The organism is Streptomyces sp. NPDC048288 (assembly GCF_043201555.1).
Classification (GTDB): Bacteria; Actinomycetota; Actinomycetes; order Streptomycetales; family Streptomycetaceae; genus Streptomyces.
The window spans coordinates 770,722-786,753 of sequence record NZ_JBICZD010000004.1; the positions used below are offsets into that span (position 1 = coordinate 770,722).

11 protein-coding genes are annotated in these 16,032 nt (G+C 73.6%); 4 read left to right on the forward strand and 7 right to left on the reverse strand.

What is annotated here, in order from left to right; translation table 11 throughout:
- Positions 1–22 precede the first annotated feature (22 nt).
- Both ACGFZS_RS18620 and ACGFZS_RS18625 read left to right on the forward strand, forming a co-directional pair.
- Positions 23–1,045, forward strand: coding sequence for an N-acetylglucosamine kinase (locus tag ACGFZS_RS18620; RefSeq protein WP_393795980.1), 1,023 nt, complete (start codon positions 23–25; stop codon positions 1,043–1,045).
- Between the two features lie 65 nt (positions 1,046–1,110).
- On the forward strand, positions 1,111–3,243 hold the full coding sequence (locus ACGFZS_RS18625; protein WP_393796032.1) for a glycoside hydrolase family 3 N-terminal domain-containing protein: 2,133 nt from the start codon (positions 1,111–1,113) through the stop codon (positions 3,241–3,243).
- A gap of 10 nt (positions 3,244–3,253) precedes the next feature.
- Here the strand turns inward: ACGFZS_RS18625 and ACGFZS_RS18630 are convergent, their stop codons facing one another.
- From ACGFZS_RS18630 to ACGFZS_RS18655, 6 genes are all read right to left on the reverse strand, one after another.
- A complete protein-coding gene (locus tag ACGFZS_RS18630; protein WP_393795981.1) occupies positions 3,254–4,132 on the reverse strand; it encodes a carbohydrate ABC transporter permease in 879 nt (292 codons plus the stop codon).
- Positions 4,129–5,106: a carbohydrate ABC transporter permease gene (locus tag ACGFZS_RS18635; RefSeq protein WP_393796033.1), complete on the reverse strand. Its 978-nt coding sequence runs from the start codon at positions 5,104–5,106 to the stop codon at positions 4,129–4,131. The genes ACGFZS_RS18630 and ACGFZS_RS18635 overlap by 4 nt, the downstream gene beginning before the upstream one ends.
- A 32-nt stretch (positions 5,107–5,138) precedes the next feature.
- Positions 5,139–6,512: an extracellular solute-binding protein gene (locus tag ACGFZS_RS18640; protein WP_393795982.1), complete on the reverse strand. Its 1,374-nt coding sequence runs from the start codon at positions 6,510–6,512 to the stop codon at positions 5,139–5,141.
- A gap of 152 nt (positions 6,513–6,664) precedes the next feature.
- Complete coding sequence (locus tag ACGFZS_RS18645) at positions 6,665–7,366, reverse strand: peptidyl-prolyl cis-trans isomerase (RefSeq protein ID WP_393795983.1); 702 nt, start codon at positions 7,364–7,366, stop codon at positions 6,665–6,667.
- Positions 7,363–11,625, reverse strand: a complete 4,263-nt coding sequence (locus tag ACGFZS_RS18650; RefSeq protein ID WP_393795984.1) for an NEW3 domain-containing protein — start codon at positions 11,623–11,625, stop codon at positions 7,363–7,365. Before ACGFZS_RS18650 ends, ACGFZS_RS18645 begins: the two co-directional genes overlap by 4 nt.
- Positions 11,626–11,732: 107 nt before the next feature.
- Complete coding sequence (locus tag ACGFZS_RS18655) at positions 11,733–12,617, reverse strand: MurR/RpiR family transcriptional regulator (RefSeq protein WP_393795985.1); 885 nt, start codon at positions 12,615–12,617, stop codon at positions 11,733–11,735.
- Positions 12,618–12,768: 151 nt separating this feature from the next.
- On the opposite strand from ACGFZS_RS18655, the gene ACGFZS_RS18660 reads away from it, so the two are divergent.
- Positions 12,769–13,557 (forward strand): sugar isomerase domain-containing protein, encoded by a 789-nt coding sequence (locus tag ACGFZS_RS18660; protein WP_393795986.1) that lies wholly within the window; start codon positions 12,769–12,771, stop codon positions 13,555–13,557.
- Between the two features lie 19 nt (positions 13,558–13,576).
- Here ACGFZS_RS18660 and ACGFZS_RS18665 read toward each other — a convergent pair whose 3' ends face one another.
- Positions 13,577–15,025 (reverse strand): amidase, encoded by a 1,449-nt coding sequence (locus ACGFZS_RS18665; RefSeq protein WP_393795987.1) that lies wholly within the window; start codon positions 15,023–15,025, stop codon positions 13,577–13,579.
- Positions 15,026–15,123: 98 nt separating this feature from the next.
- On the opposite strand from ACGFZS_RS18665, the gene ACGFZS_RS18670 reads away from it, so the two are divergent.
- Positions 15,124–15,999, forward strand: coding sequence for a helix-turn-helix domain-containing protein (locus ACGFZS_RS18670; RefSeq protein WP_393795988.1), 876 nt, complete (start codon positions 15,124–15,126; stop codon positions 15,997–15,999).
- Positions 16,000–16,032 lie beyond the last annotated feature (33 nt).

Sequence of the window (16,032 nt, forward strand, 5' to 3'; positions counted from 1 at the left end):
GTATCAACCACCATGGGTGACAATGAATAGTGATTTGAACCAGAGATCGGGGTGGGTCGTCGGGATCGACGCCGGTGGCACCCGTACCCGGGCGGTCCTCGCGGACGCGTGGGACGGGCGGCCGCTCGGGGAAGGCACGGCCGGACCGGGCAACGCGCTGACCGTGCCCGGGCCGCGGCTCGCCGATCAGCTGGCGCGGGCGGTCGATTCGGCCGTGCCGGAGGCGGAGCGCGGACGCGTGGTCGCGGTGGTCGGAGGATTCGCCGGGGCCGCCCGCGCTCCCGAGGAGGAGCCGGGCCGGGTGCGGGCGCGGACCGCCCTCACCACCGCGCTGACCCGGCTGGGGATCGCCACCGGAGCCGTCGAGGTGTACAGCGACATCGAGGCGGCCTTCGCCGGGGCGCCCGGGCAACCCGCCGACGGACTCGCCCTGGTGGCCGGGACCGGCGCGGTCGCCGCCCGGATCGAGGGCCGGGTGCTGGTCGCGACCTCCGGCGGGGACGGCTGGCTGCTGGGGGACGACGGCAGCGGGTTCTGGATCGGGCGCGAAGCGGCGCGGGCCGCCCTGCGGGCGGCGGACGGGCGGGGCGGACCGACGGTCCTCACCGCTACGGTCGGCCGGGCCCTGGGGTTGCCGACGGGCGTGCTGCCCCCGGCCGGCGAGGAGACCTGGCCGTCGGCTCGGCGGGCCGCCTACCGGGCGCGGCTGCTGCCCGCCGTGCTGGACCGGCCGCCGGTGCGGCTGGCCGACCTCGCACCCCTGGTGCCGCAGGCGGCGGCGGAGAAGGACGCGGTCGCCGAGGCGATCCTGCAGGCGGCGGCCGCCCATCTCGCCGGGACCGTGGCCGCGTTGCGACCGCGCCGGGGCGAGCCACTGGTCGTCACGGGCGGCCTGGTCGCTCCGGCGGGCCCCCTGCTGAGCCCGCTCGCCGAACGGTTCGCCGGCCTCGGCCTGCGGATCACCCCCGTCCCGGACGGCTGCGCGGGGGCCGTGGCCCTGGCACGGCTCGCCGCGACCGCCCACCGACCCGCGGAGGATCCGTGACCACCCCCGTCTACCGCACCCGCACCGCCCCCGTCGACGCCCGCGTCAGCGACCTCCTCTCCCGGATGACCCTCCGTGAGAAGGCGGGCCAGCTCAACCAGCGCATGTACGGCTGGGACGCCTACCGCCGCACCCCCGACGGCCGCTTCGCCCTCACCGACGCGCTGCGCGCCGAGACCGAGCGCTTCGCCGGACTCGGCGCCCTCTACGGCCTGCTGCGCGCCGACGCCTGGTCCGGTGTGGAGCACGGCACCGGCCCCGGCGCCGCCGACAGCGCCGAACTCGCCGACCTGGTCCAGCGCCACGTCCTCGACAGCAGCCGGCTGGGCATCCCCGCCCTGTTCGTCGAGGAGGTCCCGCACGGGCACATGGCGCTCGACGGCACGGTCCTCCCGGTCAACCTCGCCGTCGGCGCCGGCTGGGACCCCGGCCTGCACGAGCGCGCCGCCGCCCACGCCGCCGCCGAACTCCGCGCCCGGGGCGGCCATGTCGCCCTGGTCCCGGCCCTGGACATCGCCGGCGACCCCCGCTGGGGCCGCACCGAGGAGTGCTTCGGCGAGGACCCCTACCTCGCCGCCCGCCTCACGGAGGCCCTGGTGCGCGGCATGCAGGGAGCACCCGCCGAGTACTTCGCCGCCGACAAGGCCCCCGTCGTCCTCAAGCACTTCGCCGGTCAGGGCGCCACCGTCGGCGGCCGCAACTCCGCCGAGTCCGCACTCGGACTCCGCGAACTCCACGAGATCCACCTCCCGGCGGCCCGGGCGGGCATCCGCGCCGGAGCGGCCGCCGTCATGGCCGCGTACAACGAGGTCGACGGCCTGCCGTGCGCGGGCAACCGGGCCCTGCTCACCGGGATCCTGCGCGAGAGCTGGGGGTTCGACGGGCTGGTCATGGCCGACGGCCTCGCCGTGGACCGGCTGGCCCGGATCACCGGCGACAAGATCTCCGCGGGCGCCCTCGCCCTCCACTCCGGGGTGGACCTGAGCCTCTGGGACGAGGGGTTCACGCACCTGGAAGAGGCCGTGGAGCGCGGCCTCGTCGAGGAGGCGGTCCTGGACGCGGCCGTGGCCCGGGTGCTGCGGCTCAAGTTCCGCCTCGGTCTCTTCGAGCAGCCGTACACCCGCCGTACACCGCTGCCCGGCGGCGGACGCGAGCTGAGCACCGCACTCGCCCGCCGCTGCGTCACCCTCCTCCACGACCGCGCCGGACTCCTGCCGATCGGACCCGCCGTCCGCCGGATCGCCGTCCTCGGCACGCACGCCGCCACCACCGCCCACCAGCTCGGCGACTACACCGCCCCGCAGCGCCCCGGCACCGGGGCCACGGTCCTGGAGGCCCTGCGCGCACTGGCCCCGCCCGGCGTCCGGATCCACGAGGGGGAGACGGCGGCCGACCTCGCCGTGCTGGTGCTGGGCGGCAGCAGCGCCCGTACCGCCGACGCGGAGTTCGACGCCAACGGGGCGGCCCGGACGGCCGTCGCCGAGATGACCTGCGGCGAGGGCGTCGACCTCGCCGGACTGCGGCTACCGGCCGACCAGCGGGCCCTGTTCGACGCGGTCACCGCCACCGGCACCCCCACCGTCGTCGTCCTCGTCCAGGGCCGCCCGCACGCCGTCCCCGAGCTCGCCGAACGCGCGGGAGCCCTGCTCACCGCCTGGTACCCGGGCCCGTGGGGCGGCGAGGCGATCGCCGAGGTCCTCCTCGGACACACCGAACCCACCGGCCGGCTCCCCGTCTCGGTGCCGCGCTCCGCCGCCCAGCTCCCCGTCCACTACAACCACAAGGACACCGAGTACGGCGGCTACGCCGACGAGAGCGCCGAGCCGCAGTTCGCCTTCGGCCACGGACTGTCCTACACGAGCTTCGCCTACGGCCCGCCGCGGCTCTCCGGGCACACCGTGGAGGTCGACATCACCAACACGGGCGAACGCCCCGGCCGAACCGTCGCCCAGCTCTACCTCCGGCGGCTGCGCACCCCCGTGTGGCCCCGCACCCTCGAACTGCGCGCCTTCCAGGGCGTCGACCTCGCACCCGGCGAGCGACGCACGGTCACCTTCCACCTCGACGCCGCACAACTCGCCCAGGTCGGCCCCGACCTGACGACGGCCGTGCTGCCCGGGACGCTGGAGATCCGCGTCGCGGAGTCGTCCCGGGCCGCGCTGGCGGCCGTGCCCGCGCTGCTCCGGGCCGAGGGGTGAGCGGGTGGTCTCAGAGCTTCACGGCCCCCGCCGAGACGCCCTTGTAGAACCACCGCTGGGTGATCACGAAGAGCACCAGCACCGGGATCACGGAGATCACCGAACCGGCCATCACCACCCGCTGGTCGTAGCCGAACGACGAACTCTGCAGCCGGGACAGCCCCAAGGTCAGCGTCATGTGGTTCTCCGAGCGCAGCACGATCAGCGGCCACAGGAAGTCGTCCCAGGCACTGATGAAGGTGTTGATGACCACGACCATGATCGCGCCCCAGGCGGAGGGCAGGTACAGGTAGCGGAAGCGCTGCCACTCGCCCGCGCCGTCGAGCATCGCCGAGTCCTCGATCTCGCGCGGGACGGCCAGGAACGCACCGCGCATCAGCAGGACGTTGATGGCCCCGACGAACCCGGGCAGCCACACCCCGGCGAGGCTGTCGACCAGACCCAGGTCGCGGATGCTCAGGAACAGCGACACCATGATCGACTCGAAGGGGAACATCATGGAGGCGACCAGCACCACCCAGACCGCCCTGCGGCCCTTCCAGCCGGGCTTGGAGAGCATGTAACCGGCGGTGGTGGAGAACACCAGCTGGCTGGTGATCGAGAGGACGACCACGGTCAGGCTGTTCCTGATGTACGTGGCCACCGGCACCTGATCGAAGACCTCCCGGTAGGCCCGCAGGGTCGGGTGGCGCGGGAGGAGGGTGGCGTCCGCGCCGAAGACGTCCTCGCCGGTGCTCTTGAGGGAGGCGAGGAGCTGCCAGAGCAGCGGGCCGACGGTGAGGCCGAGGACGAGCAGCAACAGCAGGTAGCGGACGACGAGTTCGCGGGGGCGGCCGTACTGCCGCCAGCGGGGCAGCAGACGCCGGGCCCTGGGCACTGCGGTGGTCATGCCTCGTCCTCCTTGGTCAGGCGCTGGGCCAGCAGGGTCAGGCCGAGGGTCAGCGCGAACAGGGCCACACTGACCGCCGAGCCGTAACCGGCGTTCCCGGTGAGCGGGTCCAGGCCGACGTCCCGGATGTAGAAGGGCAGGGTGCGGTCGGCGCCGCCGGGGCCGCCCGTGGAGCCGCCCAGCATGTAGATCTCGGTGAACACGCGCAGCGAGCCGATGCCGGTGAGGGTGCCGACCAGCATCATCGCCTGCCGTACGCCCGGCACGGTGATGTGCCAGAAGCGGCGGACCGCACCGGCGCCGTCCATGGCCGCGGCCTCGTGCAGTTCCCTCGGCACGTTCCCGAGCGCGGCCAGGTAGAAGACCATGTACCAGCCGAGGCCCTTCCACAGCGTCAGGCCCATCGCGCAGAGCAGGATCAGCCAGGAGTCGGAGAGGAAGGGGATGGCCGACCTGATCAGATGGGCCTTCCGCAGCCAGGTGTTGACCAGTCCGTCGTCGGCCAGCAGCCACTGCCAGCTCAGGCCCACCACCACGCTGGAGGCGAGCACCGGGGTGTAGAAGGCCGAGCGGAAGAAGCCGATGCCGGGGAGGTTCCTCTCCACCAGCACCGCCAGCAGCAGCGGCAGCAGCACCATCAGGGGGACGACGATCAGCGCGTACAGGACGCTGTTGCGGGTGGCGAGCCAGAAGTCGGAATCGCCCAGCATCCGGTTGTAGTTGTCCAGGCCGACGAAGCTCGCGGCGCCGCCCAGCGGCCTGGCGTCCGTGAACGACAGCAGCACGGTGTTGAAGAACGGGAACACCCCGAACACCACGGCACAGCCGATCGCGGGCGCGGTCCACAGCCACGGCAGCCACCAACGGCGGTACAGCGCGGCCCCGTTGGCGCCCGGAGCGGGGCCCGGCAGCAGCCGTCGAAGGCGGGACGGGGCCGCGCCCGGTGCGGCGGCCGTGCGCCGCGCACCGGGCACGGAGGCGGTCTCGGCGGTCTCGGTCGCCACCGTCAACCCGCCTGCTTCAGCAGCTCGTTCGCCTTCTCCTGGGCGTCCTTGACGGCCTGCTCGGCGCTCTTCTTGCCCTGCATGGCCAGCTGCACCTGGGCCACGATCGCGTTCTGCACGGCCGGGGAGAGGTTGGTCTGGTTGGTGGAGGCCGTCTTGAGCTGGTCGGCTACGAGCTTGCGGGCCTGGGAGAAGGGGTCGCTGCCGGTGACGTCCTGGAAGAACGGGTCGTTCAGCGACTCGGTGGTCGTCGGGAAGATCACCACGGCCGGGTCCTTGCACCAGGCCGTCTGGTTCTCGGCGTTGGTGAGGTACTCGGCGAAGGCGAGCGCCACCGGCGCGTGCTTGCTGGTCGCGGCGACCGAGATGTACTGCGGGGCGCCGGCGGAGGCCTTGCCGAGCGCGTCGTAGGGCTGCTGGCTCACGCCCGTCTCGGCGTAGACCGAGGGGCTGTTCTGCTTCACGAACCGCACGAAGCTCGGGTTCGTCGAGCCGTACGCCACCTTGCCCTGGCTGTAGAGCGTGGACGGGTCGTTGCTGGAGGACAGCGAGTCCTTCGGCATCGCGCCCTCCTGGTACAGCTTCGCCATCCAGGCGACCCACTGCACAGTCCTCGGATCATTGGCGAAGACGGCCGACTTGCCGTCGGCGGAGAGCGTCTTGATGTTCATCTGGTCCCAGTCGGCCGGGATCCGCCAGACCGGGTTGGCCATCGTCGCGAAGTACTTGCCCTGGGCCGCCTTGGCGACCTTCTCGTAGTCGGCGAACAGACCGAAGACGCTCGTCGGCGCCTTCGTCGGGTCGACGCCGGCCTTCGCCAGCAGGCCCTTGTTGTACGTGATCAGGACACCGCCCGTGTACCAGGGCAGGGCGGTGTGGACCGAGGTGCCCGAGGCGTTCTCGAAGGTGCTCGACTTCCAGAACGCCGGGACGAAGGGCTTGCCGGCGTCCGGGTCCTTGGTGCCCACGTCGAGCAGGTAGCCGGCCTTGGTGAGCGCGGTCGCCGTCGGGGCGTTGAGGTTGATGACGTCCGGCAGCGTGCATGCCTGGGCGTCGGCCACCGTGCGCGAGGTGAAGGTGTTGTCGCCCGGGTCGTCGATCCACTTGACCTTCGCGCCGGGGTGGGCCTTCTCGAAGGCCTTGATGACGCCGTTGAAGAAGTCGCCGAAGTCCTTCTTCAGGTTCGTCGTCTGGAAGGTGATCTGGCCCTTGACGTCACCCGTCAGCTTCCCCGAACCGACGTTGCCCTGCTCGACCTTGCAGCCGCCGGCCGTCGCGTCCCCGTCCCCGGAGCCGCCCGACAGACCGCAGCCCGCGGCCGTCAGGGCGAGGACGAGGATGCCTGTCATGGATCCGGTCAGTCTCTTCGCGCGCATGGTTGCCCTCCTGCGGCCGGCTGCCTGTGTGGCTCGTTCCGGCTGGTTCAAATCACCAACTTGGAGTTCGATTGATGAAAAGGTGGACCAGAATTCATCGGAGGTCAATGGTTTGCGTGTTGCGTTTGGGTTCCGTGCGGGAAGACGCGGGCTCAGTGCCGGTGTTCGTGGTCCGGATGCGCCGGGTCACCGGGGTGCTCGTGCCCGGCCGGGTACGCGACGCCCTCGCGGGCCCGGTCCAGCCAGTCGAAGAAGGCCTGCCGCCCCCGCGCCCGCCGCAACTCCCGTGCCACGTCGTCCCGTACGCGCTCGTACGGCCGGAAGTCGTCGGCCGTCGCCGTCGCGAAGGGGTCCACACCGCGTCGCAGCGCGTCCTTGGTGAGGAAGCGGTCCCGGTTGCGGACGTAGTAGTCCCGTACGGCCTCCTCCGGCACCCGCTGTTCGGCCTCCAGAGCGGCCAGCAGGGCGCGCGCGGCGGGGGAGTGGGCGAGCGCCACCGCCACGATGCTGCCCAGGTCGGCGACATCGGTCCCGGACACGGCCGGCACCCGCTGCGGGGACACCTCCCCGGGCGGCGCCAGGCCGCGCTCCGCACAGGCCCGCCGGGCGAGTTCGTCCGTGACGACCACCTGGGTCGCCCACCGTCTGCGCTGCCGCTCGGCCCGCGCGAGGGCCTCCGTGCGGGCCTCCGTGCGGGCCTCCGTGCGGGCCTCCGTGCGGGCCGTCTCCGGGTCCTGGGCCGACGGCCGGTCCCGGGCCGTTCTCGCGTCCCGCGCGGGAACGGCCGCCAGCAGCGCGTCCACCCGCTCCACCGGCACCGGTTCCCCGCTCACCACGGCCGCGTGCTTGCTCACGGCGTCACCTCCAGTACGACCGCCTCGGTGTAGGCGACGGATCCGTGCCCGGCGACCTTCGCCAGCAGCCAGTACGACCCCGGCTCCACCGCCGAGCCGTCCACCTCGATCCCGCACTCCAGCGTCTCCCCGGCACCCACGGTGAACCCCTGGCAGCCCGGGGCGACCCCACCCCAGGTGCCCCACGGCGACACCGCCCACAGCGTTCCGCCGACCGGCCCCCGGGTCGTGTTCCGCAGCACGACCGGCACCGTCGCCCGCTCCCCCCGCCGCACCCGGACCCGCTCGGCCCCCAGCCGGGCCGTGAGGGCCCGCCCGTCCGGCTCGCCCTCCGGCACGGCGCCCGGCACATCGACGGCGACCACGTCCTCGTACGCCTGCCCGTCGTGGGTCAGCCGCGCGCCCAGCCAGTACCGGCCGGGGGGTGTGTCCGGCGGCGGGGTGAGCGTCACCTCGGTGAGGGTGAACCCGCCGGGGCCCAACGCGTAGGGCAGCTCGGCGGGTTCGGCCGCCCAGCCGGGCGGTCTGCGGAACCGGACGGTGCCCGAGGCCGGTGCGTCGGTGAGCTCCGAGGAGATCCGCACCGTCACGGTGACCGGTCCCGGGGCGGTGAGCAGGCCCGGCGAGAGAAAGACGGCGACCGGCAGGTTGCCGCGCGGCGCGGGCCCCGAATTGTGCAGCCAGTAGCGGGTGGCGACCGGCTGGGCGGGCTCGTGCGCGGCGACACCGGGACCCTCGGTGTGCCGTGCGTTCGCCGGAGTCGCCCCTACGGTGGCCACCTCGAAGCCGCCGAGGTCGAGATCGAGCGCGCCGCCGACGGGGGCCAGCGGCTCTCCCGGCGTCTCCAGTACGTCGGCCCGCGCCCCCTGCGTCCAGGGGAGCGGACCGGTCACCCGGGCCCGCACCGGACGCCCGTCCACCTCGTGCAGCCGTACGACGACACCCCGCGCCGGATCGGCGGGTGCCGCGCCGCCCCGGGCGAGGGGCGAGCCGCTCGGCTTCAGCGCGTCCAGCAGCACCCGGCCCTCGGGCTCCAGGGACAGCAGGGCCCCCGTGCGCGGCAGCCGGCCGGCCTGCCCGGCGGGCGGTCTGATCCGGGCGGTGAGCGGGTGGTTGTAGGCGTGCCCGGCCCGGGGCAGCCCCAACTCCCGCCAGTCACCCGCCCCCGCCACCACCGCGTACTCGAACGTGTGGGACCAGCGCTGGAGTTGGAAGCCCGACCCGTCCGGTGCGGTACGGCGGGGCGGGTCCACCCAGATGCCGGAGGGCCAGCCGGTGCAGGACCGCATCAGGGACATCCACAGGTCGCCGGAGGAGGTGACCACACAGCCCGGCGTGCCCCGGTTGAGCACGGCGAGGCTCCGCCCGTCCCAGGCGTCGCCCGGCGGCAGCGCCTCCCCGCGCCCGGCCGCCGTGGCCCGCACGACCGCGTCGTCCAGGTCGGCGACCAGCGCGTCGACCGCCTTGGCGTCGTCCTCGGGCCGGGCGCCCGCCACCACCAGCAGCGGCAGCCGCTCCAGATCGCGCAGGTCGGCGCCGGGCACCCACTCCTCGCGCAGCGAGGCGCGCGGGGCCACCCAGATCGCCGCGAGCCCGTCCGCGGCGATCTGCCGGTGCAGCTCCCGGGCCGCCGCCGGGTCCCAGCCCAGCGCCTCGGCGACCACGGCGTTGCGGTCCGGGCCGCCGACGGCGATCCGGATGTCGGGCAGATTGGAGTCCACCTCCAGATCGCCGTAGCGCGGACCGCCGGCGATCGTGGACGTGGCCGTGACACCCGCCCGGACCAGCGCCGCCGCCAGCGGGGTGCCCAGCTCACCGGCGGTGTCCCAGTCGGCGTAGACGAGTTCGGCGACCCCGATCGCCCGGTGCCCGAGCAGCCGCCCGGTGTCGTCGTGCACCGCGACCCGGGCCGTCGAACCCAGCCCGAACCAGGTGTTGGCCGGGTTGTCCAGGGTCCACGGGAACCGCTCGCTGTCCACGTCCACGAAGCCGAAGCCGCGCCCGATCACGGCGTCCGCGACCTCGTGCACGGGCAGCCCGCCCCGCACGTCCGAGGGCCAGCGCACCCGGATCAGCCGGTCGGCGCCGTCGTACCCGTCGATCGTCGTCGTCACGTCGAGCCGGTCGACGCCCGTCCAGAGCGTGAGCCGCTGGGTGTACCGGAAGAGCCCCAGGTCGCCGCGGACGGTGATCCGCGACCCGGCGGGGGAGTGCTCGACCTCGACGTCCGCGGTGACGTCCCGGCTCCGGGCGGCCGTCGTCCCGGTCGGGGTCAGGTGCCAGGGTCCCTCGCCGAAGCGCGGATGCCGCGGGTACTCCTCCTGGACGACCAGTTCGTTGCCGAGGTCGCCGGTGCGCAGCAACTCCCGCCCACCCTCGGTGAGCCGGCGCAGACCGCACACGCCGCCACCGCGTGCCGGGTCCACCGTCACCTCGTAGAACGCGTTGCGGACGGTGAGCCCCTCGCCCGGTGTCCAGCCGGGCACCGGACCCTCCGCGAGCGAGAGCGCCTTGAGACCCATGCCGGGTACGTCGGGTACGACGACCCGGAGCAGGCCCTCCTCGCGCACCGCGGGCAGCGGCAGACCGGTGAGGTCCAGCGGGACCAGCCCGCCCGGGTCGTCGACGGCGAGCACGTCCCGCCGCTGCCAGGTCGCGGCGTTGAAGACGACCAGGTCCGGTGCGCCGCCAGGGAGTTGGGCCACCTCGCTGGCGAGCGCGTCGGTGGCGTCGGCATGGACCGTCCGGGCGAGGTCGTGCAACTCCCGCCAGCCGGTGAGGAGATCGATGTAGACCTGGTCCGACTCCGAGCCGGTGATGGCGTCATGGTGGGCGCCGTAGATCAACTGCCGCCAGGCCTTGTCCAGGGCCGCGTCCGGGTACGGATGCCCGGTGACGAGGGAGGCCAGGGTCGCCCACGCCTCCGCGTCGGCGAGCAGCGTCTCGCCGTACCGCTGGGCCTGCTTGGTGTCGATGTAGGAGACGTCCTTGCCCGTGTAGACCGGGTTCATGTCGCGGGTCTGCGGGGACGCCCTGCGCCCCTCGGCCGCCAACTCGGCGCGCACGGCGGCGAAGAAGTCCCGGGGGAGGCCGCTGACGAAGCGCGGCCAGACGTACCGCTCGTTCCAGTCGCGGTGGATGCCCATCACCCAGCGGCACGGCGGCGCGTAGTCCCCGCCGACCGGCAGCAGCACGTTCCTGGTGAGCGCGACCTTCTTGAGCCCCTGGAACAGCGTGAAGGCGGCGGCCTCCGCGGCGGGCAGGGTGGCGGCGTTGTCGATCGCCCAGCCGGCGCCGTAGTGGTTGACCATGTACGCCGTCAGCAGTCCGCGCCCCGAGGGCGCGATCCAGCTGAACTCGGCCGGGAACTGCATCCGTCCGGGGTCGCGCGGCTCCTCGCCGAAGACGGAGAGCGTCGGCCCCCACTGGTGGAACGGCCCGCGCGCCCACGAGCTGGAGGAGATCCCGGCGTCCGCCATCAGCCCCGGGAACTGCGGATCGTGCCCGAACGCGTCCAGCTGCCAGGCGGTCTCGGGCGCCGCCCCCATGATCCGGCGCTGGAAGCCGTCGCCGTACAGGGCGTTGCGCACGGTGGCCTCGGCACCGGTGAGGTTGGTGTTCGGCTCGTTGTAGGTGCCGCCCATGATCTCGACGCGCCCGGAGCGGATCAGCTGGCGCAGAAAGGCCCGCTCCTCGGGGAACGCGTCCCAGTAGGGCTTGAGGTAGTCGACCTCCGCGAGCACGAAGGTGTACGCCGGGTCGCGCCGGGCCAGGTCGCAGTGGGCGCGCACCAGGCTCATCCCGGACTGGCCGCGCGAGTCGAAGGTGCGGGCGGGCAGCCCGGTGACGGCCGGTTCGTCGGCGTGGTCCCAGGTCTCGGTGTAGGCGGCCTGGGTGTTCCACCAGACGGGGTCGTAGTGGAAGTGGCTGACCATGAACATGGTCCAGCCGGGCTCGGCGGCCGTGAACTCGGCCGAGTGGTGCAGGAGCAGGCCCGCGTCGGCGTCCTCGACGGTGACGGTGATCCCGCGCCGGTCGCCGGGCGCGAGCGACCCGGCCGCCACGGGTATCTCCGCGCGCGCGGTCCCGTCCTCGCCGGTCGTGACGCGGTTCTCGCCGACACCGCGCACCCCGGGCCCCGCCACGGTCAGCAGCACCGGGCGGCCCGGGAGGTGCTCGATCTCGACGGCCACGACCTGGTGCGGTCGGTGCGCGGTGCCGGTGAAGAGCTCGGTCGACTCGACAGAGGTGACGCGCATGAGGCTCCTACGAGTGCTCGGCGGAGCCCCATCCTGGCATCGAGGGGTGGTTCAATCAACCATGAGCGTTGTTCATTGATGGTTCATCCATGCAGAACGGGTCGTGCTCAGCGAGGCCGCCGGGCCTTCGCCGCATGCTGTCCGGCGATGTGGTCGGTCAGCGCCAGTGAGGCGCTGGTGCGCTGGTAGGTGAGCTGGGCGACCCGGACGTAGAGGCAGTCGATGAGGAGCAGCACCGAGTGGCGGGCGCCGATGATGCCGGTCGGGAAGCTGGTCTCCGAGGTGGAGGAGATGAGCCGGATGTCGGCGGCGCGGGCGAGCGGGGAGCGCGGGTCGGAGGTCAGGGCGACGGTGGTCGCGCCGCGCTCCCCGGCCGTCTCGAACGGCTCGATCGTCTCGCGGGTCGCCCCCGAGTGGGAGATGCCGATCGCGACGTCGGCGGGCGTGAGCAGCGCCGCGGAGGTGGCCGCCGCGTGCACCTCGGTCCAGCCGCGCACCGAGCAGCCGATCCGGAACAGCCGGGTCTCGGTCTCCTGCGCCACGGCCCCGCTGCCGCCCACGCCGTAGACGTCGATCCTGCGCGCCCGGGCCATGGCCTGCGCGGCCCGCTCGACCGCGTCCAGGTCGATCCGGTCCACGGTCTGCTGGATGGCCCGCAGGTCCGCGGTGCCGACCACCTTCACGACCCGCTCCAGGCTGTCGTCCGGGGAGATGTCCGGACCGATCTCGGCCGTGCCCCAGTCGGACACCTCGCCGCGGCCCCGCTCCTGGGCCAGCGCGATCAGCAGGTGCTGGTAGGAGTCGAGGCCCACGGCCCGGCAGAAACGGGTCACGGTCGCCTGGGAGGTGCCGGTGCGGCGGCCCAGCTCCGCGGCCGAACAGTGGGTGACGGCGGCCGGATCCTCCAGGATCAGCTCACCGACCTTCCGCAGGGAGCCGGCCAGGCGCGGCAACTCGGTTCGGATCAGTGTGGTGACGTCGGTCGAGGGCATGAGGAGAAGGTATCAGCCACCCTATATGGGGCGAGTTGAATACCAGGACCGGATCGGCGAGGCATTGCACTGCATACCGGGCGCATGATTTATTGATTCATCGATAGGCGCGAATCTTGGGTGGTTCAATCCATCAGTGGGGAGTGCGTACGTGTCCGTCGAGTCCGCCAACGAGTCCGGGACCGAGCCGGTGAACGCCGAACGCTTCGCCCGCGAGGGCCTCGCCGCGCTGCACCGCCTCACCGAGTCCGCCCACGCCGACGTGGCCCGGGCCGCCGCGCTCATCGCCGACTGCCTCCGCGCCGACGGGGTGATCCAGGCCTTCGGCACCGGCCACTCCCAGGCCATGGTCCTCGAAGTCGCGGGCCGCGCGGGCGGATTGGTGCCCACCAACCGGATCAGCATCGCCGACCTGGTGCTCTTCGGCGGCGAGCACCCCGGCGTCCTCGACGACCCGCTCCTGGAACGCGAGCCGGGCATCGCCGCCCGCCTCTACGACCTCGCCGCCCCGCGCCCGCAGGACCTGTTCGTCATCATCTCCAACTCCGGTGTGAACAACGTGATCGTGGAGATGGCCCTGCACGCCAAGGAGCGCGGGCACCGCGTCCTCGCCGTCACCTCCCTCGCCCACACCCGGGCGGTCCCGGCCGGCCATCCCAGCGGCGGCAGACTCGCCGACCTGGCCGACGTGGTCCTCGACAACGCGGCCCCGCGCGGCGACGCGCTCCTCGAACTCCCCGGCGGCGGCGCGGTCTGCGCACTGTCCACGCTCACCGGGGTCATGCTCGTGCAGATGGCGGTCGCCGAGGCCGCCGGCCTGCTCCTCGCCGCCGGTGACCGCCCCCCGGTCTATGTCTCGGCCAACGTGCCCGGCGGCTTCGAGGGCAACCTCGGCCTGGAGAAGCGGTACGCCGGCCGGATCCGGCGCACCGCGAGCTGACCCCGCGAGGCCCCGGGCCTCAGCCGACGGGCGGGCGGCGGCCGCTCCAGGGCAGGGCGAGCTCCAGGGTGCGCGCCACCCGGAGCAGCAGGTCCTCCCGCCAGGGCGCGGCGACGATCTGGACGCCGACCGGCAGCCCGGTGGCCGCGTCCTGGAGGAGGGGAAGCGAGATCGCGGGCTGGCCGGTCACGTTGAACACCGAGGTGAACACACCCATCGGATAGCTGTTCAGCAGCGCGGCCAGAGGGTGGCCCTCGGTGCCCGCCCGCCAGGCGCCGACGCGCGGCGGGAGACACGCCATCGTCGGGGTGACCAGCAGGTCGAAACCCGCGACGAAGCCCTCCACGATCTGCCGGGAGAACCGCTGGGTCCGCTGCACCGCCCGCGCGTAGGCCCAGGAGTCGACCGACCGCGCCGCCTCGCGCAACGCCCGGTTGTGCGGCTCGATCCGCTCCGGGTCCGCGAGCTCCACCCCGGCCGCGCCGATGTTCCAGATCGTCGTGAACGCGCCGACCAGTTCCTCCGCCGGAGGCAGCGGAAGCGGAGTGTCGACGAGGTGGTGGCCGGCCGCTTCCAGCGCCCGCAGCGTGACCTCGACGGCTGTCACACACGCCGGGTCCACCTCGATCCCGTCCACCGGGGAGGTGGTCAGCGCACCGACGCGCAGCCCGGTCGGCGGGTCCGCCTCCGACGCGGCGGCGAACGACCCGCGCGGGGACGGCGGCGACCACCACGCGCCCGGATCATGGCGCGCCAGGACATCGACGGCGGCCGCGGTGTCCGCCACCGTGCGGGTGACCACACCGCCGACGGCGAGGCCCTCCACGAGGACGGTCTCGCCGCCGATCAGCCCGCGGGTGGACTTGAGGCCGACAAGACCGGTGCAGGAGGCGGGAATGCGGATCGAACCACCGCCGTCCTCGGCGTGCGCGAGGGGCGCCATCCCGGCGGCGACGGCCACCCCCGCCCCGCTCGACGACCCGCCCGGCGTGCGGTCCGGGTCCCACGGATTGCGCGAGACGCCCAGGGCCTCGCTCTCGGTGAAGGGCAGGGCGCCGAACTCGGAGGTGGTGGTCTTGCCGAGCGGCACGAACCCGGCGTCCACGAACCGCCGCACGATCCGGTCCGAGGCCGCCGCCGGTTCCTTGCGGGCGCCCGCGGAACCGTAGGTGGTGGGCCAACCGGCCACGTCCACAAGGTCCTTGACCGGCAGCGGAACACCGTGGAAGGGCGGCAGGTCGGCGGGCGAGGCGGCCCGCACCACCGCGTCCGCTGCCACGGCCGCGGCCTTGCGGACGTCGTCGTCGGCCCGGTGGCAGAAGGCGTTCAGCCGGGGATCCAGCTCGTCCATCCGCCGCAGACAGGCGTCGGCCACCTCCACCGGGCTCACCTCCTTCCGGCGGATGGCCGCGGCCAGTTCGACGGCCGGTGTGAACAGATCGATCGACTCCATCGGCGAGTGCGTCACGAGCGGTCCTCTCAACTCCGGGACGCTTGCGGGAACGCCGTCAGTCTCGGCGCGCCCGCCCCGCTCCGTCTTGGACGAATGTCCCCTACGCTGACGCCATGCGTTCCGCCCGGCCGGCCCTGGAGGCCGCGCAGATCTGGGACATCGCGACCCCGGCAGGACCCGGTCGGCTGCCGGGGGTGAGCATGGCCGGTTTCCGCGCGCGCACCGCGGACGCCGTCGAACTGGGCGTGGTGCCCTTCCCGGCCGTCACCGTGGTCGTCGACCTCGGCGACCGCTCACTCGCCGTCGACGACCTCGACGGCCGACGCCACCACGGCGTCATCGTCGCCGGACTCGCGGCCGGCGGCCTGCGCGGCAGCGGCCGTTCCGTCGAGTGCCTGCAGATACGGCTGTCACCCGTCGTCGCCCACGCGGTGCTCGGCGCCTCCTCGGAACTGGGCGGCACGGTGGTCTCCCTCGACGACCTCTGGGGCCGCGAGGCCCTGCGCGTCCAGGAACGGCTGCGGGCCGCCGGAACCTGGGCGGAGCGGTTCGCGCTCGCCGAGGCCGCGCTCACCCGCCGCCGGCAGGCAGGCCGCACCGTCGACCCCGAGATCGCCTTCGTCTGGCAGCGGATGGCGGCACACCGGGGCGCGGTCCGGGTCGAACCGCTGGCGGCCGAGGCCGGCTGGAGCCGCAAGCGCCTCTGGTCCCGCTTCCGCGCCCAGACCGGCCTCACCCCCAAGCACGCGGCCCGCCTGATCCGCTTCGACCACGCGGCCCACCGCCTCGCCGCCGGCCACAGCCCCGCCCTCGTGGCCGCCGAGGCCGGCTACACCGACCAGTCCCACCTTCACCGCGACGTCAGAGCGTTCACCGGAGCGACCCCCACAGCCGTCTCCACCGCCCCATGGCTCGCCGTCGACGACGTCGCCTGGGCCGCCCCCGGCTACCTGGCCGCACCACCGCCCCGCCCACGGGCCGCCCGCTGACACGGCACCCACCCACCCGTGCCCGGCGGGTGT

What these genes read in the sequence shown, in the direction of transcription:
- ACGFZS_RS18620 (WP_393795980.1), top strand. Translation starts at nt 23, where the DNA reads ATGAATAGTGATTTGAACCAGAGATCGGGGTGGGTCGTCGGGATCGAC.
- ACGFZS_RS18625 (WP_393796032.1), top strand. Translation starts at nt 1,111, where the DNA reads ATGACCCTCCGTGAGAAGGCGGGCCAGCTCAACCAGCGCATGTACGGC.
- ACGFZS_RS18630 (WP_393795981.1), bottom strand. Translation starts at nt 4,132, where the DNA reads ATGACCACCGCAGTGCCCAGGGCCCGGCGTCTGCTGCCCCGCTGGCGG.
- ACGFZS_RS18640 (WP_393795982.1), bottom strand. Translation starts at nt 6,512, where the DNA reads ATGCGCGCGAAGAGACTGACCGGATCCATGACAGGCATCCTCGTCCTC.
- ACGFZS_RS18650 (WP_393795984.1), bottom strand. Translation starts at nt 11,625, where the DNA reads ATGCGCGTCACCTCTGTCGAGTCGACCGAGCTCTTCACCGGCACCGCG.
- ACGFZS_RS18655 (WP_393795985.1), bottom strand. Translation starts at nt 12,617, where the DNA reads ATGCCCTCGACCGACGTCACCACACTGATCCGAACCGAGTTGCCGCGC.
- ACGFZS_RS18670 (WP_393795988.1), top strand. Translation starts at nt 15,124, where the DNA reads ATGCGTTCCGCCCGGCCGGCCCTGGAGGCCGCGCAGATCTGGGACATC.